Raw genomic sequence first — 22,172 nt, forward strand, 5'->3', positions numbered from 1 at the left:
TCACAAAAATGCTTTTTATTTTAAAAGCATTTTTTATAATTTATGCTCAATAAAAAACCCATATATTAAAAATAATATATGGGTTTTTTAGAATCTTGGCTCTCCAACCTGGGCTCGAACCAGGGACCTGCGGATTAACAGTCCGTCGCTCTACCGACTGAGCTATTGGAGAATCTGATACGCATTCTATGTTCGATTTTAAATATCGTCAAGTCTATATCATCAAAGATCTAGTTAAGTGATCTAAATTTAAACGTTTTCCTTGTGAAATAAGATATTTTATTTTTTAAATTATAGGTATGATCTAAGTTATTCCTCATTTTTTATCAAAATAATAAAAAGTCTGGTTTTTTTAATAATGGTATTTACAGTAAGAACATAATTACTTCATGAAATTATTGAATAATATCGTTAAATCGTTTATTTGAAACATGACTCTGTTTTAATTTGTGCAGAAAAATATTTTAACTCTTCCAAGGTTGTACTATGTCGCGAAAACTTAAAAAGATTTTTATATTCTTAATCTTCATTGTTGTTATTGTAGCGGCTTATTTTTATATTCAATCAAAATTTTCTAGTCAACCTCGCAGTATGCCTCAGTCTGAAGGAACACCAGTTCAGGTAGGTGTCGTTACGACACAGGATGTGCCTGTGATTGTGAATGCACTTGGAACCGTAACGGCAAATAAAACAGTAACAGTTACGAGTAGAATTACAGGTAATTTGCAATCGGTGTATTTTAAAGAGGGACAGTACGTTCATCAGGGGGATTCACTGGCACAGGTTGATGTCAAACCTTCACAAGCGACATTAGAACAATATGAAGGCACACTTTCTCAAAATCAGGCTCAATTAAAAAATGCACGTTTGACCCTAGAAAGATATCAAAGATTATATGAGAAGGATTCTATTTCTAAACAAGATTTAGATACGCAAACAGCGACAGCTGCACAATATGAAGGCGCAATTAAATCTGTACAAGGGCAAATACAAGCTGCCAAACTTAATATTGGCTATGGTCGAATTGTTGCACCAATCTCAGGGTATATCGGTTTAAGAAAAGTAGATATTGGTAATGCTGTGAGTGCAGATAGTACCGCAATTGCAGTTATTACCCAAACCAGGCCTATTACTGTGGTTTTTAGTATTCCTCAATCTGAAATTGCCGATATTGTGAAGCCATTAAGAGAAGGAAAGCCTCTGGTTGTTCATGCTTATGATCAAAGTGGTAAAACCCAGCTTGCTGAAGGTAAAGTTGCGGTTATTAGTAATGAAATTGATAGCTCTACAGGAACCATTTCGTTAAAAGCAGTATTTGAAAACCAATCAGATGAATTGTTCCCGAATCAGTTTGTAAATGTACAATTAACAACAAAAACATTAAGTCATGCGTTGGTTGTTCCAAGCGCAGCCGTACAATTGAGTGATGCTGGTAAGTATGTATTTACAGTAAATAATCATTCAACTGTGAAAAAAGTAATGGTGAAAACTGGTCCAGAAACAAATGATGGAAAAGTTACTATTCTTGAGGGTGTTCAAAATGGCGAGCAGGTTGTCACTACAGGTGTAGACTCACTGGGTAATGGTGCAAAAGTAAAAGTTGTTACACCTGAAAAAGTAGATACACGTATTTTAGACAATGCGCCTGCACCTCGTCATCATGGACCACGCTAAAAGACTATGAATCCATCTCGTATTTTTATAGATCGACCGGTTGCAACATTACTGTTAATGATTGCTATTATCTTAAGCGGCATTTTAGCTTATAAGAACTTATCCATTTCTGCCTTGCCTGAAGTGGACTATCCAATTATTCAAGTGACAACTGAATTCCCCGGTGCAGGGCCAGAAGTAATGACCAGTGGGGTGACAGCACCCTTAGAAAGACAGCTTGGACAAATGGCTGGTTTAAAACAAATGTATTCCACCAGCTCAGGCGGTGCATCTGTTATTACACTTAAATTTAGTTTAGATATGTCACTTGATGTTGCAGAACAAGAAGTACAGGCAGCGATTAATACGGCGGACTCTTTATTGCCTAGTGGATTACCGAATAAACCTACCTATAAAAAGGTGAATCCTGCCGATGCGCCGATTTTAACAATTGCTGCGACTTCAGATACGTTACCTTTAATTAAAGTACAAGATATTTTGAATAACCGAGTTGCATTAAAGTTATCTCAGATTTCTGGTGTGGGTTTAGTGAGTCTTGCTGGAGGACAGCAAACTGCAGTACGTATTCAAGTCAATCCTACAGCGCTTACCAATCACAGTTTAACGCTTGCTAATATTTCTACAGTAATTAGTAATTCGAATGTGAATGGTTCAAAAGGCGGATTTGATGGTCCCAGTAAGTCCGTAACTATTGAAGCAAATGATCAACTCAGAAGTATAGATGACTATAAGAATCTGATTTTGAAGTATGAAAATGGTAGTGCAATTTATCTACGAGATGTGGCTACAGTAACTGAAGCGCCACAGAATTTGTATCAGTCAGCTTCTGCCAATGGGAAACCTGCCATTATTATGAATGTGCAACGTCAACCTGGTACAAATGTAGTTTCAATTGCAGACGATATTAAAGCGCAATTACCAGAAATTCAAAATAGTTTACCTGCTTCGATCCATTTAGAGGTATTGTCAGACAGAACTCAAACTATTCGTTCTTCTATTCATGATGTCCAGTTTGAGCTCATCTTGGCCATGTGTTTGGTCGTTATGGTTTCATTCTTATTTTTGCGTACCTTTGCTGCTACATTTATTCCCAGTGTTGCTGTGCCGCTATCTATTATTGGTACTTTTGGGGTGATGTATTTGTCTGGTTTTTCAATTAACAATCTCACCTTAATGGCATTAACCATTGCAACGGGGTTTGTGATTGATGATGCTATTGTTGTTGTTGAAAATATTCAGCGCCATATTGAAAATGGTGAACCACCAATGCAAGCCGCTTTAAAAGGTTCGCGAGAAATTGGCTTTACTATTATTTCACTCACAATTTCTTTGGTCGCGGTACTGATTCCATTGTTATTTATGGGTGATGTGATTGGACGTTTATTTAGAGAGTTTTCAATTACTTTAGCCGTTGCAATTTTTGTATCTATGTTTGTGTCATTAACTTTGACACCAATGTTGAGCGCTTATTTGCTAAAACATATCCCAGAAGAAAAGCATAATGTGGTTGCACGTAGTTTTGGACGTGGATTTGATCGTGTATTGCATGTATATGAGCGTTGTTTAAAGGTTGTATTTCGCCATCAGGGAATTACCTTAATTGTCGCCATTTTAACACTGGTATTGACGGGACTTTTATATGCATGGATACCAAAAGGTTTCTTTCCATCGCAAGATACAGGAATGATCCAAGGTATTTCTGTGGCGCCGCAAAATGTTTCTTTTGCGGAAATGTCTAAGAGACAACAGGCATTGGTTCAGGCATTACAAAAAGATCCAGCAGTTGCTTCTATCTCTTCAATTGTGGGCATTGATGCTGCAAACAATACAACGTTAAATACTGGACGTTTGCAGATTAGTTTAAAAGATTTTTCTGAGCGTGATAAAGCAGATATTGTAATTCAACGATTAAAAGCAGAAGCTGCACAGGTGGCAGGCATTCAGTTATATGCAATTAAAAATCAAGATTTAAGTGTAGATGATCAAGTAACACCAAGTCAGTATCAACTTACTTTAGATACTCCAGACCAAAAAGATTTAGAATTATGGTCACCTAAGTTAGTTGAAGCCATGCAGAAGAATCCAATTTTTTCTGCAGTTAATCAGAATCTTCAAAATAAAGCCAATATCGCATACTTAGAAATTAATCGTACAGAAGCAGGCCGTTACGGTATTACAGCAAGTGATATAGATACGGCCTTATATAATGCTTTTGGTCAGCGTTTGATTTCTACGATTTATACACAAGCAAATCAGTACCGAGTGGTTTTAGAAGTTGAACAGCCATATCGTCAAGACTTATCTGCCTTTTCACATATTTATGTTTCTGGTACAGCTTCAACGACAACAAACTCAGATGGCACAGTGACAACGTCATCAACCTCAATGGTACCTTTGAGTAATTTAGTGACTGTTTCTGAAAAGATAGGCTATCAAGGCTATACTCGAATTAACCAGACACCCGCTGCAACACTCTCTTTTAATGTAAATCAAGGGTATACCTTAGAAGAAGCAAAAGCAGCATTTGAACATATTCAACAAGAGGTGGGTTTACCTAAAACTATTAATGTGAAGTATCAAGGTGCTTTACTTGCTTATAGTACTTCTGGTTCAAATACTTTATGGCTTATTTTAGCAGCTTTGCTAACCATGTATATTGTATTGGGTATTTTGTATGAGAGCTGGATTCATCCAATTACTGTGCTTTCTACTTTACCCTCGGCAGCAATAGGGGCTCTCCTTGCATTACGTTTAACCAATACTGAGTTTTCTCTTATTGCATTGATTGGTGTAATTTTACTTATTGGTATTGTAAAGAAAAATGCCATTATGCTCATTGATTTTGCACTAGATGCGCAAAGAGAGGGAAAAACTGCCACAGAGGCAATGTATCAAGCGTGTCTATTACGTTTTCGCCCTATTTTAATGACGACATGTGCTGCTTTACTTGGCGCAGTTCCATTGATGTTTGCTGTAGGCTCAGGATCTGAATTACGTCAGCCCTTAGGTTTGGTCATTGTTGGTGGCTTATTGCTCAGTCAGGTTTTAACTTTATTTACAACACCTATTATTTATTTGGCCTTTGAACGACTTGTGCATGGTAAACAAGCGGTAGGTAAAGGGGAATAAATTGAATTTTTCAAAGATATTTATTCTTCGCCCTGTTGGTACATTACTGATTAGTTTTGCATTGACATTGTTAGGCATTCTTTCATTTTATTTAATGCCTGTTGCACCAATGCCCAAAATTGATACTCCTACTATTATGGTTCAGGGTAGTCTTGCTGGTGCTAGTCCCGAAACTATGGCTGCTACTGTTGCAACGCCGTTAGAGCGAGCGTTGGGGCAAATAGCAGGCATTACCGAAATGACTTCTACCAGTGGTCAGGGGTCTACCAGTGTTATTGTTCAATTTGATTTAGACAAAGATATTGATAGCGCGGCAAGAGAAGTACAAGCGGCGATTAATGCGGCAAGAAGTTTGCTTCCAAGTAGTATGAAAACACTTCCTACTTATCGAAAAGCGAATCCTTCTGATGCTCCAATTGTTATTTTATCTTTGACATCATCTCGTTTTAATCGTGGTCAGTTATACGATTTAGCATCGAGTAAGCTCCAACAGAAATTATCTCAAGTACAAGGGGTAGGACAAGTTTCTATTCGGGGTAGTGCTTTACCTGCTGTACGGGTTGCCTTACAACCTAAAAAGTTAGAAAGCTATGGTATTTCATTAGATACAGTACGTGCAGCCATTAATAATGCCACAACCAATACTCCACGTGGTCAACTAAATGGGAATGCCTACAATTTATGGATTGAGGCCAATGGTCAGTTAACCAAAGCCAAGGAATATCAAGAAGTTATTATTGCATCTCGTAATGGTGCTGTGGTTCGTTTAAAAGATGTCGCATTAGTGTCAGACTCTGTGCAAGATATTTATGCTGCAGGTTATTTGAATAATGAGCCTGCAGTCATGATTTCAATTACCCGACAAGCCAATGCAAACATGCTCAAAACCATTGATGCAATTAAAGCTGAGATGCCTGTTTTAAATGAAATGTTGCCTGCAGATACTCAGCTTACATTTACGATTGATCGTTCTACTTTAACGCGTAGTGCATTGCATGATACGGAAATGACGCTCGTAATTGCTATACTTTTAGTCATTGCCGTTGTGTTTTTATTTCTTAGAAATGCACGTGCCTTACTTATTCCAGCAGTTGCACTACCTATCTCAATTATTAGTACATTCTCTGCTATGTATGTACTTGGATATACGCTCGATTCGCTTTCAATGTTGGCATTAATTATTGCCACTGGGTTTGTCGTCGATGATGCCATCGTTGTATTAGAAAATATTAGTCGTCATCTAGAAATGGGTAAAAAGCCAGTTCAGGCAGCATTAGATGGAAGTCGTGAAATTGGTTTTACAGTACTGTCAATGACAGCATCTTTAATTGCTGTATTTATTCCTCTGTTATTGATGGGAGGAATGCTTGGACGATTATTTCGTGAATTTGCTGTGACATTGTCAATTTCTCTTGTGTTCTCAATGTTCTTGTCGTTAACCCTAACTCCGATGTTATGTGCAACTGTACTTAAACCGCATATGCATGGAGAAAATAAAAACAATAAATTTTATTCTTTTATTGAACGATGCTTAAACGGTATACATCGGGGATACATCAAAAGTCTTTCTGTAGTGATGCGACATAAACGACTTACCGTACTTACACTTTTGATTACTATTATATGTAACGTCTATCTTTATACTGTAGTACAAAAAGGATTCTTTCCAAACCAAGACACTGGCATGCTCATGGGAATGGTGAGAGGAGATCAGAATACCAGTTTTCAAGCATTTGAACCCAAATTAAAGGAAGTGGCCCATTCTTTAATGCAAGATCCAAATGTGAAATATGTGATGTCCTCTACAGGTGGCGGAGGATTTGGTGCACGAAATACAGGTACTTTCTTTGTTCGTTTAAAAGATTTAAGTGAGCGTAAACAATCTGCTATGCAAATTGCAAACTCACTGACCATGAAAAATAAAAATATTGCGGGTGCTTCAGTCTTTCTTATGCCTGCACAAGATTTACGTATAGGTGGGCGTAGTGCAAATGCAACTTATCAGTACAGTTTACAAAGCGATGATCTGAGTCAGTTACGTGAATGGGCTCCCATCGTATATGCGGCTTTAAAACAGTTACCACAATTGACCAGTGTTGATACAGATTCCCAGACAGGTGGGCAAGAAGTGAGGGTTGTTATAGATCGTGTTGCCGCTAAGAGATATGGTCTAGATGTAAATGATATTGATACATTTTTAAATAATGCGTTTAGTCAACGGCAAATCGCAACCCAGTACAAAATGTTGAATCAGTATTATACAATTTTAGGTCTAGCACCTGAGTATACTGCCGATCCAAATATCTTAAATCAACTTCATGTACTCACAAGTAATAATGAAGTCGTTCCTATTTCTGCATTTGCAAGCTTAAGCTATGGCAATACCTCTCTCTCTGTTGCTCATCAGGATCAAATGGCGACAACTACAATTGCATTTAACTTGGCAGATGGTGTCTCATTAGAGCAAGCTCAGCAAGCCATTAATGAAACTGTTGCAAAAATTGGTGTACCAGATACGATTCATGGCGGATTGCAGGGCACTGCAAAAGCTTATGAAACATTGGTAAAAAATATTCCATGGCTCGTATTGGCTGCTTTAGCTACGATCTATATTTTATTGGGTATGTTGTATGAGAGTTGGATTCATCCAATTACAATTTTATCTACATTACCCTCTGCAGGTGTAGGTGCACTTATACTTCTCATTTTAACAGGCACTCAATTTACAGTTATTGCTTTTATTGGCATTTTGCTACTTATTGGCATTGTAAAGAAAAATGCAATTTTAATGATTGATTTTGCTTTAGATGCTGAAAAGAATCATCAGCTTACACCTGAACAAGCAATAGTCGAAGCATGTTCAAAACGTTTTCGTCCAATTTTAATGACAACACTGGCTGCTTTCTTTGGTGCATTACCATTGATTTTAGAAACTGGGGGAAATGCAGAATTACATCGTCCTTTAGGTTATGTTATTTGTGGTGGGCTTGCATTAAGTCAAATACTTACACTTTATACGACACCAGTGATATATGTTTACTTAGATCGTTTCGGTGCATGGGTCAAGCGACGGTGGCATGTGTTATATCGCCCAACTTCTAATATTACAGATGAGTCATAATATGTTTAAAAGTAAGTTATTTTGGTCAATTGTTATTTTTTTACCTGTTATGACAGGCTGTACTGTTGGGCCAAACTATCAGAAACCTGTGATTACAAGCCCAGTTCAATTTAAAGAGGCGAAAGGTTGGAAGGTGGCTACACCGAAAGATGCACAGGCGAAAGGTGAATGGTGGGAGGTTTACAACGATTCCATATTAAACCAGCTTGAAGCACAAGTGGTTATCTCTAACCAGAATGTTGCGCAGTATGTGGCAAAATACCAACAAGCAGTCGCATTGGTTAATCAATCGCAAAGTAGTTTATTTCCTAATGTAACTTTAGGGCCAAGTGCAACACGCTCTGGAAAAACATCTGTAAGTAATAGTTATACAGCGAGTTTAAGTGCATCGTGGGAGTTAGATCTATGGGGGCGCTTAAAAAGGCAAGTTCAAGAAAATACAGCAAGTACACAAGCCAGTTTTGCAGATTTAGCAAATGCGACATTAAGTGCTCAAACCACTTTGGCACAGAACTATTTTGCATTGCGTGTACTTGATCAAAGAATTCATTTGTATGATCAAACGATTCAGGTTTATCGTAAATATGCGACTGTTTTAAATGCGAAGTATACCGAAGGTATTATTGCAAAGTCAGATTTAACACAGGCTGAACAATCTTTGCATAGTAGTATTGCATCGAGAGAGGATTTGATTTGGCAAAGAGCGCAGTATGAGCATGCGATTGCTGTACTGGTGGGTAAAATGCCCGCAGATTTTAATTTAGAAACACGTAATCAAACGCTTTATATTCCAAATATCCCGATTGAGTTGCCGAGTGAACTCTTAGAAAGACGAGCAGATATTGCAGCAGCTGAACGCCGTGTAGCAGCCGCAAATGAAGCCGTAGGGATTGCCATTGCAGGCTATTTTCCAAGTTTAAGTTTATCTGGAAGCGCAGGGTATAGCAGTAATCACTTATCTGAGTTGTTTTCTGCGGCTACATCTATTTGGTCTTTAGGTGCATCTGCAACACAGAGTATTTTAGATTTTGGTGCCAATAAAGCAAAAGTTGCTTCTGCACGTGCTGCTTACGATGAAACTGTCGCTAGCTATCGCCAAACAGTTTTAGACGCGATGCAGAATGTAGAGGATTATCTAGTTAAGTCGACAAGCTTAGAAAAAGAATTTTCTGCACAACAAAAAGCATTGGTTGCAGCCACAGAGTCAGCGAGGATTATTCGCAATCAATATGAAGAAGGTGTTATTGATTACACCAGTGTGGCAACCACAGAGGCGACACGTTTAAGTAGTGAACAAAGCTTGTTGCAGTTGCAGTCTACTCAATTACAAAACAGTGTTGCTTTAATTAGTGCCTTAGGTGGTGGTTGGTCCAACACTAAATAGACGAAGTGCCATGTTGTACTCTGGCATGGCTTCGTTTTTGAACAAGCAGGCATTAAAAAACCCTCAAAGATTCGTACACTTTGAGGGTTAGTATTTGGCTCTCCCACCTGGGCTCGAACCAGGGACCTGCGGATTAACAGTCCGTCGCTCTACCAACTGAGCTATGGGAGAATAGCTGGCTCTCCAACCTGGGCTCGAACCAGGGACCTGCGGATTAACAGTCCGTCGCTCTACCGACTGAGCTATTGGAGAATCTGATGCGCATTCTATGTGGGATATAAAAGATCGTCAAGGATATATTGAAATAATTTGATTCTTTTGTATTATTTGTGATCTAAATCAGGATATTAGTTATATTTTTAACCAAATGAGTGATGTCCTACAGTGAATGTAGGACATCTTTTAAATATTATTTTTCAACGCCAGCAGGTTCACCAGCAAGTTTTGCATTTGCATAATCCCAGTTCACTAAGCTTTCTAGGAAAGTTGAAATGTACTTCGGACGTGCATTACGGAAATCGATATAGTAAGCATGTTCCCATACATCAATCGTTAATACAGCAATTTTGCCATGTGCAAGTGGCGTATCAGCATTTGATGTTTTTAAAATAGAAAGGTTACCATTAATTTCATCTGCAACTAACCATGCCCAACCTGAACCAAATTGTGTTGCAGCAGCATTTGCAAACTCTTCTGCAAATTTTTCATATGAACCGAAAGCTGCATTAATTTTTTCAGCAACAGCACCTGTAGGTTGACCACCACCATTTTTCTTTAAACAGTTCCAATAAAATGTATGGTTCCATACTTGCGCTGCATTGTTAAATACGCCTGCTTTAGAACTATCATTTGCAGTTGCAACAATAATTTCCTCAAGCGTTTTACCTTGTAAGTCAGTACCTTCAATTGCTTTGTTTAAGTTAACAACGTATGTGTTGTGATGTTTATCGTGGTGAAACTCAAGTGTTTCACGACTAATATGAGGTGCTAAGTCGTCATAACCATATGGTAATTCTGGTAAAGTAATCGTTGTCATGTTTTTCGTTCCTTGCGTTATGCTGGGTTAGAAAGTTTTATGTTATTTCACATTGAAGATGCATGTTGTGCATGGCACCGTATACATAGTATGTAAAAAAAATAAATATTCAAATGTTTAAACTGGGTTATCTTGTTCGAAATAGTGATATGTGATTCCAAATTGCTCAGCTATTGCTTTCCCAAGTCTTTGCACGCCATAACGTTCAGTAGCATGATGACCACAAGCAAAGTAGTGGACATTTAACTCTTTAGCCTCATAAAAAGTTCTTTCGCTGACTTCTCCTGATATATATGCATCACACAGTTGTTCAGAAGCTTTGCTAATAAAATCTTGTGCAGCTCCTGTGCAGTAACCTATGCGTTGAATCATCTCTCGTTGAGCAGATAAATGAAGAATATTTGGATTAATATTATTTTTTAAAAGTGTTTGAAATTCTGAAACTGAGATGGATGACTTTAACGTTGCAACATTACCGATAGGGTGTTTGTCATTGAAGTCGAGGGGCTGAATATTCTCTAATTTAAGCAGTTCGGCAATTGCTGCATTATTACCTAATGAAGGATGGGCATCGAGTGGTAAGTGATAGGCAATAAGAGAAATGTCATGTTGGATCAGTTTCTTAATGCGTTCTCCACGCATACCTGTAATTGGGTACGGTTCGCCTTTCCAAAAATAACCATGGTGTACCAAAAGTACATCAGCACCTTCAGCGATACATGCATCAATAGCATCTTGAGAGGCTGTAACGGCACACAAAATTTTTTTTACGTCTTGTTTACCTTCTATTTGTAATCCGTTTGGTGCATAGTCTTTAAATTCTTGAGTTTTTAAGGTCTGATCACACCATTGAATAATGTCATTAAGATTGGCCATAATTATCCTAAATAAGTAAATGAAATAAAAAATAGGTTATGTATTAACTAAAGCTAGACAAATTCATGTTAACTTTTAACGTCTTCAAAGAAAATTATGATTACAATAACGCATAAATTTTTTTTGACATCAATGAATTAAAGTATTTTACAGAGGGATGGCAACGTGCGTAAAGCATTGATATGGTTACCTTGGGGGTTGCTAGTTATAGTAGTTATCACTTTTCTAGGGTGGCAAAGGATTAACCAAACAGATCATACAATTATACCTAAAAAAGTGGCTCCTCAAGCACCGATTGCTTCTGATGGCGTTAAAATGCCTGCCGAAAAAGTTGAGCCTTTGGTAAATGCAAAAGCAGGTGCATTTGACTCCTATAGTGATGCAGTAAAAGCAGCTGCACCCGCAGTAGTTAATATTTTTACAACTCAAAAAATAAAAAGAAATGGTAAAGACCTTTCGAATTCAGATGCGCTGAGAGAGTTTTTTGGGAGCCAATCTCCAGAATTAAAAAGTCGCAATGAAAATAATTTAGGGTCAGGTGTTATTGTTCGATCCGATGGTTATATTTTAACGAATAATCATGTCATTACACAGGCAGAAAAAATTATTGTTGGTTTAAATGATGGTAGAAGGGCTGTAGCGAAAGTAATTGGTACTGACCCAGATACAGACCTAGCTGTTATTAAAATTGATTTAGATAATTTGCCAGTTTTACCTTTTAAATTGAGTGGCAATCAAGTTGGAGATGTTGTTTTAGCCATAGGTAATCCTTTTGGTGTGGGTCAAACAGTAACTCAAGGTATTATTTCAGCACTTGGGCGTTCTGATTTAGGTATTAATACCTATGAAGATTTTATTCAGACAGATGCTGCAATTAATCCTGGTAATTCAGGAGGTGCTTTAATTGATGTTGCGGGGAATCTAATTGGTGTAAATACTGCTATTTTTTCTCAATCTGGTGGTTCACTAGGAATAGGTTTTGCAATACCTGCGAAGATTTGTCAGCATGTGTTTAATTCGATTTTAAAAGATGGAAAGGTTACTCGTGGTTGGTTAGGGCTTAGTCTTTTACCACCCAAATATAGTGATGATGTGAATACTGTACCGAGTGGTGTTGTTATTGCAACTATTCTTCCTAACGGACCTGCCGCAAATGCTGGGTTAAGAAATGGAGATCGGATTATTAAGGTGAATAATACAGAAATGAATTCGGCATCCCACCTGATTAACTATGTTGCTTTACAGTCGCCAAACAGTACAGTGAAAGTAGATGTTATTCGAGATAATCAATCTCTCGTTCTTGATGTAACAGTAGGAGAGCGTTCGCCTCAGCGTCGTAATACTCAGTATATTCCGTTACCTAATAGTTCTAGATAAGTCTTGAAGCACGTCCTTTTATAGGAAAAAGGGCGTGCTTTAGCTATATTGCGTAAGTAATTTTTGTTTATTGTGATAATAATAAGAAGAATCATAGCTTTTAAGGTTGGTTTAATACTTTGGTCTACCTTTTTGTAAAAAAATATGAGACTGGCTTTTTTTTCAGCAGAAAAATAGATATGATAAAAAGTATAAAAAAACAGCGAAACAATCACAACAATAGACATAAGTGGTATTAAAAACTACTTCAAACCAACCTAGGAAGAGAAGAATTATGCCAAATCAACAAACATATCAACTTACAATAACAACACTGAATCATCCGTATACCATTACAAAAAGTGCAGAAGCTTTAAAAGCATTTTATGTAAATGGAGAACAGGAAATTGAGTGTATAGATAAAGAATATAAAATCTTGTTAAAGCTTAAAGCGACACGTGATGGTGATATCGCAAACTGGCATAAAAACTGTGCACGTATTAAGAAGTTACTTGCGAAAGAACATATTCCTTATATTTTCGATATTCAACTCGTAGGAGGAGATAACGTAATGAAATATAAGAAAACGACACTAAACACTCAGCTAAGTAAACAACAATGTATAGAGGCAGAGTATCATTTTACTCAGCAAGACGAAGATGGCTTCTTACAATTTTATAAGACCATTGCTTAAATATAAAAAAAGCCAGTCCTGAGACTGGCTTTTTTCTAATGTGTTTTTAGTTTTCGACTTGAATACCTGCAACAATCCAATCTTGTTGAGAGTTAACAGGTTTTACAAAATGCCAAACTTCAGAGAATGGTTTTGCAGTACTGTTTAAGTCTTCTGAAACCATACCTGTAAAGCGAACACTTGCGATGTACTGACCATTTTCAGTCGTACTATCGACTAAGGTTGCAGTTAGATTTTCAAACTCAGCAACATCTTGCTCTTGGTTAGCCATGATGTCTTGATACATTGAGTTATATAAGTCATTTGTTAAATAACGACGAATTTCTTCAATGTTACTTGCGCTATTAATGGACTGAATATGATTAAAACGCTGACGTGCAACACGTAAGAAAGCAGCCTGTTCAGTGCCATCTGGTAACTGATTACCATTGTTTGTAAAAGGTGCTTGCGTATTCATGTTTGTACCACCACCAACGCTTTGTCCAAAAATATTTGTATCATTGTTGGATGTGTTTGTTGTCGTTGAGTTTGAACCAAAAGATGGTGAACCATTGTTTGGTGCATAAGGGTTGTTGTTACCCTCCGACTTTTTTTTTGCACTCATTTTACGGAAAATGAAGAACGCTGCACCTGCGATCAAAATAATCCACAACCACGGTAAACCACCTGATTTTTTCTCTGCAGGTTGTTCAGCTTGTTGTTGAGGTGCTGTATTTTGTGTTGCAGTTGCTTCATTTGCTGTCGCAGTACCAGTATTTGCGTTATTTGTCGCATTATTATGGTTGTTGTCTGCAAGCGCATGTGTTGCTAATGCACCAACAGCAGCACCAGCGGCACCAGCAGCAACCATTTTACCAATACCAGAACCTTGTTTTTGCTGAGGTTGAGGTGCTGTATTGTTGTAAGTTGGGGCAGGCTGTGGTCTAACACGTTGTTGCTGTTGACTAGACTGACTTGGTGCGATTGAACGTTGCATACCTTGGCTTTTGCCGTTGCCTGCACGTTTTGCATCGACCAACGGTGAAACCACCAAAGTTGCCATTAAGATACTTGCAACTAAGCCACGTTGGCGTAATTTCATTAATTTTTCCTATTAAAAATTAAAGTGAGTTACCTATTTATGAAGGCAAAGTGAAAAAAATTCAATAGCTAAGTGTAAATTTTATTATAACAAATGAAACCTATACGATAGACAAAGATCTAAGTACTTATTGTAACTAAATAATATATTTAAAAAATAAGTGAAAGTGGGGAGGCGTTTTTAATAAAAGTACTAAAAACGCAATAAAAAATTAATTTTCTAATTGAAGTGCTTCTGATAATGCTTCGTGAAGTCTTGCAACTGCAATGACTTTAACCCCAGGAATTGGCTTTTGAGGTGCATTGGCTCTAGGCAAAATAATATATTCAAAGCCGTGTTTAATCGCCTCTTTCAGTCGCTCTTGTCCATTTGGTACGGGACGAATTTCCCCAGATAAGCCAACTTCACCAAATACAGCAAGTTGCTGTGGGAGTGATTTGCCACGTAAACTGGATGCACATGCAAGAAGTACTGCTAAATCTGAACCTGTTTCTGTAATTTTTAAACCACCTACAATGTTTACATACACGTCTTGCCCTGTGGTCTGAATACCACCGTGTCTATGCATAACGGCCAGCAGCATATTCAATCTGTTTTGATCAAGTCCTAAAGAAACTCGTCTTGCCTGTCCATGTGCATCATCGACTAAGGCTTGTACCTCTACCAAAAGAGGGCGTGTACCTTCGCGACTAATCATTACAATAGAACCAGGAATTGCTTCATCATAACGACTGAGGAAAATCGCAGAAGGATTAGATACTTCTTTAAGTCCCTTATCTGTCATGCCGAAGACACCAAGTTCATTCACTGCACCAAATCTATTTTTTACAGCACGTATCATCCGGTAGCGAGAATCTGACTGTCCTTCAAAATAAAGTACACAGTCCACCATGTGCTCAAGGACACGTGGACCTGCCAGAGCACCTTCTTTTGTAACATGACCTACAATAAATAGTGCTGTTCCACTATGTTTTGCAAATCGTGTTAAAAGAGCAGCAGACTCTCGTATTTGTGATACACCACCCGGTGCAGACTGTAAAGTTTCGGTGTAAAGCGTTTGAATCGAATCTAGTATTGCAACTGCTGGTCTTTCTTGTGCTAAAACCTCACAAATACGCTCAACACATGTTTCTGCCATAACTTTCAAGTGAGTGGTAGGTAGATCAAGTCTTTGGGCGCGTAAGGCAACTTGAGATAAAGATTCTTCACCTGTAACGTATAAAGCAGCACGTTTTGTGTCTGCCATGTGCGTCGCTGTTTGCAGTAAAATTGTAGATTTTCCAATACCTGGGTCACCACCAATAAGTACTACTGAACCAGTGACTAGACCTCCTCCGAGTACTCTATCGAATTCGCTGATGCCAGTTGGAAGACGTGATTCATGAGAAATAGAAACATCTTTGAGGGTAGTCACACTTGATGCCTGACCTGCGTAACCACCACTGACTTTAGGGCGGGCACGGTGTGGCGTTGCTGTGTCTAGACGAACCTCAAGTAAACTGTTCCATTCACCACATTCACTGCATTGACCTGCCCATTTGGAATGATCTGTACCACATTGTTCACAACGATAAACCGTTTTGGCTTTGCTCATAGAGTAAATTTACCCACACCTAAAGTTCTTTGAAAAGATAAATATTAAAGTAACAAGTGATTATAACACCGATCGAGATACCTCAGAAACGTTGAAATTTGATGAAATAAAGTACTCATTTTTTCGTATTTATAGTTAAAATAGGCATTTTTTATAATATTTTTTCTAAAAATAACATTTTATTTTTATTTTTATTCGAATTTACGGTAACTTTGCTCAATCGTTTTTAAAAGCTAGTAAGTCATGTCTAATCAGAATATCCATGATTCTCAGCATGGTGGAGAATTACAAAAAAGTTTATCCAATCGACATTTACAATTGATTGCTATTGGTGGCGCTATTGGAACAGGTCTATTTATGGGTTCTGGTAAGACTATTTCTTTAGCTGGACCTTCTATCTTATTTATTTATATGATTATTGGTGTCATGGTGTTTTTTGTCATGCGCGCTTTAGGTGAACTGTTACTATCAAATTTAGAATATAAGTCATTTATTGATATTGCGACAGATTTAATTGGCCCTTGGGCAGGTTATTTTATTGGTTGGACGTATTGGTTATGTTGGATCTCTATAGGTATTGCCGATCTTTCAGCAATTATTAATTATTTGCAGTTCTTTAATCATGGTGTGCCGTTTAGCCCGCAGGAAAGTGCACTTATTTGTGTGGCATCTATCTTTTTTATTATGGGATTAAACCTTGTTACTGTAAAACTATTTGGTGAAATGGAATTTTGGTTTGCCCTAGTTAAAATTATTGCAATTGTTGTATTGATTGCGGTAGGGCTTTGGATGGTATTTACAGGATTTACCTCTACCTCTGGAGATATTGCTTCTTTTACACATTTATGGGCAAATGGTGGCTTGTTTCCTCAAGGGCTAAATGGATTTCTCGCAGGCTTTCAAATCGCAATTTTTGCATTCGTCGGTGTGGAATTGGTTGGAACAACTGCTGCGGAAACACAAGATCCTGAACGCAACTTACCTAAAGCGGTAAATTCGATTCCTGTACGTATAATAATCTTTTATGTACTTTCTTTGACTGTCGTAATGTCTGTTACGCCATGGAATCATGTAAATCCAAATATGAGTCCATTTGTCAGTTTGTTTAGTCAAGCAGGCATCGCGGCTGCTGCAATTATTATGAATTTAGTTGTGCTTTCATCTGTAATGTCATCTATGAACAGTGGTGTCTTTTCGACCAGTAGAATGCTTTTTGGTTTATCAAGAGAAGGGCAAGGGCCGAAATTATTTGGTATTTTAACTTCACGCCATGTTCCTGCAAATGCCTTATATTTCTCCGCATTATGTTTATTGGGTGGTGCTGCATTACAGTACTTTGTACCCGATACAATTAAAGCATTTACCTTAGCAACGACATTGTCAACGATATTATTTATTTGTGTCTGGCTAATGATTATTTGGAGTTATATGGTCTATTATAAAACACGGCCAACACTTCATGCACAGTCTAAGTTTAAGATGCCAGGTGGTTTAGTAACTTGCTGGATCGTCATTTTATTTTTTGTGATGATGTTATATGTCTTATCGCTTGAGCCAGATACGTTTCAAGCTTTAAAGGTCAGTCCAATTTGGTTTGTACTTTTAGTGGTTGGATATTTTTTCTTAAAACCAAGAAAAAAGTGAGCATATTTTAAGCTATATAAAAGCTTGAAAGCCATAATCTAAGATACAAAAGCGTTTTGCATCAATGTATACTGCTTTAAAATATGAAAAAAGGTAAGTTTATGCGCAATTTAGTGGGCGTAATTGGCTTGATGTTAGTCGGAAGCTTGGTCGGTTGTGGCCAACCAGGTGCATTGCAACTTACAAGTGATCCGAATCTAGACAAAAGACCAAAATATTTACTTTGGCATCATAAGCAAAGTGCTGAACAAACAGATCCGGCAACATCTCAGTCTGTTTCTGAGCCAAATACAACACAGAAAGATTAATTTTTTAAGGATTTTATGATGACATTTGACCGCATTCAAGGGGTTTTGCATGCAGAGCATTGCTCATTAGAGCAAGTTGCACAAGAGTTTGGTACGCCACTATATGTATATTCAAAAGCTGCTTTTGAAAAACATTATAATGAATTGGACAAGGCGTTTTCTTATATAGATCATCAAATTTGCTATGCAGTAAAGTCAAACTCAAATCTCGCGGTTTTAAATGTATTATCCAAGCTTGGTGCTGGTTTTGATATTGTAACTGGAGGGGAGCTTGCACGTGTGATTGCAGCGGGTGGTGATCCTAAAAAAGTTGTTTTTTCAGGACTTGGTAAATCTGAAGCAGATATTCAAAAGGCTTTGGAAGTCGGTATTGCATGTTTTAATGTGGAATCTCATGCCGAACTTGATCGTATAGAAAAAGTGGCAGCTAAACTTAATGTGAAAGCACCAATTTCACTACGTGTAAATCCAGATGTCGATGCCAATACTCACCCTTATATTTCTACAGGTTTAAAAGAAAATAAGTTTGGTATTCAAAGTGATGCTGTATATGAGACTTATGAGTATGCTAATCAATTACCACATTTAGATATCATTGGAATTGACTGTCATATTGGTTCACAGTTGACCGAGACTCAACCATTTGAAGATGCGCTTGCACGTTTAATGGTCATGATTGAAAAATTAAAAAAAATGGGTATTGAGCTTCAACATATTGATATTGGTGGTGGATTAGGGGTTGTCTATAAAGACGAAACACCTCCTACAGCGAAACAGTTTGCCAATGCACTTCAACCTGCGCTTGAAAAACTCGGGCTTAAAGTGTTTATGGAACCAGGTCGAAGCATTAGCGCAAATGCGGGTGTGCTTTTAACTAAAGTTGATTTATTAAAACCAACCAGTCATCGTAATTTTGCAATTGTCGATGCAGCTATGAATGATTTGATTCGTCCGTCATTGTATCAAGCGTGGATGGATGTACAGCCTGTAACTGAGCTGAAGAAAACCAAAGCTAAAGTATGGGACATCGTGGGTGCAATTTGTGAAACTGGTGACTTTTTAGCAAAAGATCGTAAATTATCTCTTAAAGAAAACGATACACTTGCTATATTTGGTGCAGGTGCTTATGGATTCGTGATGAGCTCAAACTATAATACGCGTGGTCGTGCTGCTGAAGTTATGGTTGAAGGTCATAAAGCACATTTAATCCGTGAGCGTGAAACCATTGAGTCATTATGGGAAAGAGAACGTTTATTGCCTGAGGAATAAAAAGTGTTACTTGAATTTACAAAAATGCATGGTCTTGGGAATGACTTCATGGTCGTTGATCTGATTAGTCAAAAGGCTGAATTAGATACACTCACTATTCAGCGTTTAGCAGATCGGCACTTTGGCATAGGTTTTGATCAACTTCTTATTGTTGAGCCACCAGATTTACCGAATGTAGATTTTAAATATCGTATTTACAATGCGGATGGCTCAGAGGTAGAACAGTGTGGCAATGGCGTGCGTTGTTTTGCACGGTTTGTCCATGATCGTCAACTTACACGCAAAACCAAAATTCGAGTACAAACTCAGTCTGGTATTGTTGAACCCGAACTAGGCCCGAATGGTTGGGTGCGTGTAAATATGGGCCTACCTAAATTTTTGCCACATGAAATTCCTTTTGCTGCTGAAGAACAAGAGGAACTTTATGATTTATCTCTTGCAGATGGATTAATTGTAAAAATTGACGTGGTTAATATGGGGAATCCGCATGCGATTACTGTTGTACCCGATGTTTTAAATGTAGATGTTCCATTGCTTGGTCCTCAGATTGAAAAGCATATTCGCTTTCCTCAACGTGTGAATGCAGGTTTTTTACAAATTTTAGATGAGAAGCATGCTCGACTACGTGTATTTGAACGTGGTGTAGGTGAAACGCTCGCGTGTGGTACAGGTGCATGTGCAGCAGCAGTAAGTGCTATGCGCCGTGGCCTTTTATCAAGTGAAGTTGAAATAGAGCTTGCGGGTGGTCGTTTACACATTGCTTGGAAAGAGGGTGGTGTGGTATGGATGACAGGTCCGACATCTACCGTTTATGAAGGACGTTTGGATCTACGTTATTTCCAAGGCTAAGTTCATCTATTGAAAAAGCACCAACTGCGAGTGCTTTTTCTTAAATCTGGGACATCAATGTGAATACAGTATGGGATTGGTTAGAGAATTGGTTGATTTCGCGTAGAAATCAAAATCAATCCGTGCAAACTATTCAAGCCTATTCACGAGATGTCACAGACTTTCTTAAGTTTTGTGAAAATAAGGCATTAGATCTTCACTCTATAGAAACATCTGATTTACGTGAGTTTTTGACCTTTAAGGTAGAACAAGGGCGTTTGAGTCGTAGTAGCTTACAACGTCAACTCAGTGCCATTCGGCAATTTATGAAATGGGTAAGTGAGAATCATCTGATCGCTCAAAACGTTACTAAAGATTTTCAACTTAAACGTCATGCGCGGCCATTACCTGGACTGGTCGACCCTGAAACTATTATTCAGATTTTAGATCAACCTGCGCCCAAAAATCATATTCAACAGCAACTTTGGATAAGAGACAAAGCTTTACTTGAACTATTATATTCTAGTGGCATTCGTCTATCTGAAATTCAAGGATTAACTTTTAAAGATATTGATTTTCAAAGAAAACTCATTCGCATTACAGGGAAAGGAAATAAAACTCGAATTGTACCGTTTGGAGAGAGTGCAAAAAATGCGATTCTGACATGGCTTCAAGTTTATCGTGTATGGAAACGTGAATTTAAATCTGATGATGCTGTATTTATTTCACAACGGTGCGGTGAGCCACTAGGTGCTAGACAAATTGAAAAACGTGTCAAATTTCAAGCACAACGTGCAGGTGTAAATGTTGACCTCCATCCACATTTATTGAGACATTGTTTTGCAAGCCATTTACTCTCTGGTAGTGGAGATTTACGCGCTGTACAAGAGATGCTTGGTCATAGTAATTTATCTACGACACAAATTTATACACATTTAGACTTTGACCGATTGGCTTCTGTATATGATCAGGCACATCCACGTGCACAAAAGGTCAAAGTAGAATAGTTTAGAAACTATTGATATTTTGATAATAAATCTAAGAGATGTGCATGTACATTGGCCCATTCTCCAACAGTAATGCTATACATTACTGTATCTCGAACTGTACCATCTTTCCTTAATGCATCACCTCGAATAATACCGTCTCTTTTAGCCCCGAGTCGTTCAATCGCTTTTTGACTTTTGAAATTAAAAATATCTGTACGTAACCCCACAACATTGCATTGTAAGGTTTCAAAAGCATGTTTCATTAAAAGTAATTTACATGTTGTATTAACATGGGTGCGTTGTACAGATTGTGCATACCAAGTATAGCCAATTTCAACACGTTTTACGGATGCTAAAATATCGTGATAGCTGGTGGTTCCTAAAATTTTTCCAGATGTTTCATCGATAACCACAAATGCAAATCTTGAACCTTCTTGGCGTTGTTTTTGTGCGAGTTCGATATATTCTTTGACTTGGGTAAAGTGAGGTGTAGAAGTAATTCTAAGTTTCCAAAGCTCCCCATCTTTACATGCTTCAATTAATCCTGTCTCATGTGAAAAGTCTAAAGGTTCAATTCGGATATTATTCATACAAAGTTGAACAGGGGATACAAAACTCATGATTTATCCTTTTATATATTTATAAGGGCAATTGGTAACTTTGTTTAATAATTTGACTTGGTAAATCGGTTTTGACGCTTGTAATGCCATTTTTCTTAGTGAGATGTCCAGATTGAAATTTACGGTAACTTTCTAAATCGGGTACAACAACTTTTAGCATAGCATCACACTCACCTAAAATAATATAGCACTCCATGACTTGTGGGAGTTCTTTCATTGCTTCGATAAAAAGATCGATGGTTTCTGCATCTTGTCCAATAAGCCATATGCGTGAAAACAGAATGAGCTGTAAACCGACCTTTTGCGGATCTACTAGAGTGGTATAGCTTTGAATAATGTTGGCTTCTTCTAAAATTTTAACGCGTCGTAAGCAAGAAGATGGTGAAAGCCCAACATGTCTGGCAAGGTCATTATTTTGAATTCTGCCATTCTCTTGTAGATGCCGAATAATATTTTTATCGATTCTATCTAAGCTTACTGAAATATTTGATGATTTAACTTTCATTTTTTCACAGATAATTCTAAAAATATGAATAATTATAGAATATTTGCAATCCTATTTTATAAAA

At 37.6% G+C, this 22,172-nt stretch carries 17 protein-coding genes and 3 tRNA genes; 11 read left to right on the forward strand and 9 right to left on the reverse strand.

What is annotated here, in order from left to right:
• Positions 1 to 96 precede the first annotated feature (96 nt).
• A tRNA-Asn gene (locus OZX61_RS04105) sits at positions 97 to 172 on the reverse strand.
• 314 nt (positions 173 to 486) lie between these two features.
• Here OZX61_RS04105 and OZX61_RS04110 point away from each other — a divergent pair.
• Genes OZX61_RS04110 through OZX61_RS04125 form a run of 4 tightly spaced genes read left to right on the forward strand, consistent with a single transcriptional unit; the run spans position 487 to position 9,308 of the window.
• On the forward strand, positions 487 to 1,674 hold the full coding sequence (locus OZX61_RS04110; RefSeq protein ID WP_277095404.1) for an efflux RND transporter periplasmic adaptor subunit: 1,188 nt from the start codon (positions 487 to 489) through the stop codon (positions 1,672 to 1,674).
• Between the two features lie 6 nt (positions 1,675 to 1,680).
• Entirely contained in the window at positions 1,681 to 4,803 is a 3,123-nt protein-coding gene (locus OZX61_RS04115; RefSeq protein ID WP_277095405.1) for an efflux RND transporter permease subunit, read from the forward strand.
• 1 nt (position 4,804) lies between these two features.
• Positions 4,805 to 7,924: an efflux RND transporter permease subunit gene (locus OZX61_RS04120; protein WP_277095406.1), complete on the forward strand. Its 3,120-nt coding sequence runs from the start codon at positions 4,805 to 4,807 to the stop codon at positions 7,922 to 7,924.
• A 1-nt stretch (position 7,925) separates the two neighbouring features.
• A complete protein-coding gene (locus OZX61_RS04125) occupies positions 7,926 to 9,308 on the forward strand; it encodes an efflux transporter outer membrane subunit (protein WP_277095407.1) in 1,383 nt (460 codons plus the stop codon).
• Positions 9,309 to 9,403: 95 nt separating this feature from the next.
• Here the strand turns inward: OZX61_RS04125 and OZX61_RS04130 are convergent.
• From OZX61_RS04130 to OZX61_RS04145, 4 genes are all read right to left on the reverse strand, one after another.
• Positions 9,404 to 9,479, reverse strand: a tRNA-Asn gene (locus tag OZX61_RS04130).
• A 5-nt stretch (positions 9,480 to 9,484) separates the two neighbouring features.
• A tRNA-Asn gene (locus OZX61_RS04135) sits at positions 9,485 to 9,560 on the reverse strand.
• Positions 9,561 to 9,717: 157 nt separating this feature from the next.
• Positions 9,718 to 10,344, reverse strand: a complete 627-nt coding sequence (locus OZX61_RS04140) for a superoxide dismutase (RefSeq protein ID WP_277095408.1) — start codon at positions 10,342 to 10,344, stop codon at positions 9,718 to 9,720.
• Between the two features lie 117 nt (positions 10,345 to 10,461).
• The gene (locus OZX61_RS04145) at positions 10,462 to 11,220 is read right to left on the reverse strand and encodes a Nif3-like dinuclear metal center hexameric protein (RefSeq protein WP_277095409.1); all 759 of its coding nucleotides are present in this window, start codon (positions 11,218 to 11,220) and stop codon (positions 10,462 to 10,464) included.
• Between the two features lie 165 nt (positions 11,221 to 11,385).
• Here OZX61_RS04145 and OZX61_RS04150 point away from each other — a divergent pair, with 165 nt between their 5' ends.
• Positions 11,386 to 12,597, forward strand: coding sequence for a trypsin-like peptidase domain-containing protein (locus OZX61_RS04150; RefSeq protein ID WP_277095410.1), 1,212 nt, complete (start codon positions 11,386 to 11,388; stop codon positions 12,595 to 12,597).
• A 274-nt stretch (positions 12,598 to 12,871) separates the two neighbouring features.
• Entirely contained in the window at positions 12,872 to 13,270 is a 399-nt protein-coding gene (locus tag OZX61_RS04155) for a hypothetical protein (RefSeq protein ID WP_277095411.1), read from the forward strand.
• A 46-nt stretch (positions 13,271 to 13,316) separates the two neighbouring features.
• On the opposite strand, the gene OZX61_RS04160 is transcribed toward OZX61_RS04155, so the two are convergent.
• Together OZX61_RS04160 and radA are read right to left on the reverse strand one after the other, a co-directional pair.
• On the reverse strand, positions 13,317 to 14,351 hold the full coding sequence (locus OZX61_RS04160) for a Tim44-like domain-containing protein (protein WP_196337805.1): 1,035 nt from the start codon (positions 14,349 to 14,351) through the stop codon (positions 13,317 to 13,319).
• Between the two features lie 211 nt (positions 14,352 to 14,562).
• Positions 14,563 to 15,945 carry a DNA repair protein RadA gene (radA, locus tag OZX61_RS04165; protein ID WP_195771781.1) on the reverse strand — a complete coding sequence of 461 codons (1,383 nt, stop codon included), beginning with the start codon at positions 15,943 to 15,945 and terminating at the stop codon, positions 14,563 to 14,565.
• Positions 15,946 to 16,188: 243 nt separating this feature from the next.
• Here radA and OZX61_RS04170 point away from each other — a divergent pair, with 243 nt between their 5' ends.
• From OZX61_RS04170 to OZX61_RS04190, 5 genes are all read left to right on the forward strand, one after another.
• Positions 16,189 to 17,589, forward strand: a complete 1,401-nt coding sequence (locus tag OZX61_RS04170; RefSeq protein ID WP_195771780.1) for an amino acid permease — start codon at positions 16,189 to 16,191, stop codon at positions 17,587 to 17,589.
• Positions 17,590 to 17,690: 101 nt separating this feature from the next.
• On the forward strand, positions 17,691 to 17,897 hold the full coding sequence (locus tag OZX61_RS04175) for a hypothetical protein (protein ID WP_195771779.1): 207 nt from the start codon (positions 17,691 to 17,693) through the stop codon (positions 17,895 to 17,897).
• An 18-nt stretch (positions 17,898 to 17,915) separates the two neighbouring features.
• Positions 17,916 to 19,166: a diaminopimelate decarboxylase gene (gene lysA, locus OZX61_RS04180; RefSeq protein WP_277095412.1), complete on the forward strand. Its 1,251-nt coding sequence runs from the start codon at positions 17,916 to 17,918 to the stop codon at positions 19,164 to 19,166.
• Positions 19,167 to 19,169: 3 nt separating this feature from the next.
• Complete coding sequence (gene dapF / locus OZX61_RS04185) at positions 19,170 to 20,015, forward strand: diaminopimelate epimerase (RefSeq protein WP_195771777.1); 846 nt, start codon at positions 19,170 to 19,172, stop codon at positions 20,013 to 20,015.
• Between the two features lie 59 nt (positions 20,016 to 20,074).
• Entirely contained in the window at positions 20,075 to 21,001 is a 927-nt protein-coding gene (locus OZX61_RS04190; protein WP_195771776.1) for a tyrosine recombinase XerC, read from the forward strand.
• Positions 21,002 to 21,009: 8 nt separating this feature from the next.
• Here the strand turns inward: OZX61_RS04190 and OZX61_RS04195 are convergent, their stop codons facing one another.
• Positions 21,010 to 21,603 (reverse strand): GNAT family protein, encoded by a 594-nt coding sequence (locus OZX61_RS04195; protein ID WP_277095413.1) that lies wholly within the window; start codon positions 21,601 to 21,603, stop codon positions 21,010 to 21,012.
• A 19-nt stretch (positions 21,604 to 21,622) separates the two neighbouring features.
• Positions 21,623 to 22,108 (reverse strand): Lrp/AsnC family transcriptional regulator, encoded by a 486-nt coding sequence (locus OZX61_RS04200; RefSeq protein WP_195771774.1) that lies wholly within the window; start codon positions 22,106 to 22,108, stop codon positions 21,623 to 21,625.
• Positions 22,109 to 22,172: the final 64 nt, after the last annotated feature.

Origin of the sequence: Acinetobacter sp. ESL0695 (assembly GCF_029392135.1) — a bacterium.
In the GTDB taxonomy this organism is placed as follows: Bacteria; Pseudomonadota; Gammaproteobacteria; order Pseudomonadales; family Moraxellaceae; genus Acinetobacter; species Acinetobacter pollinis.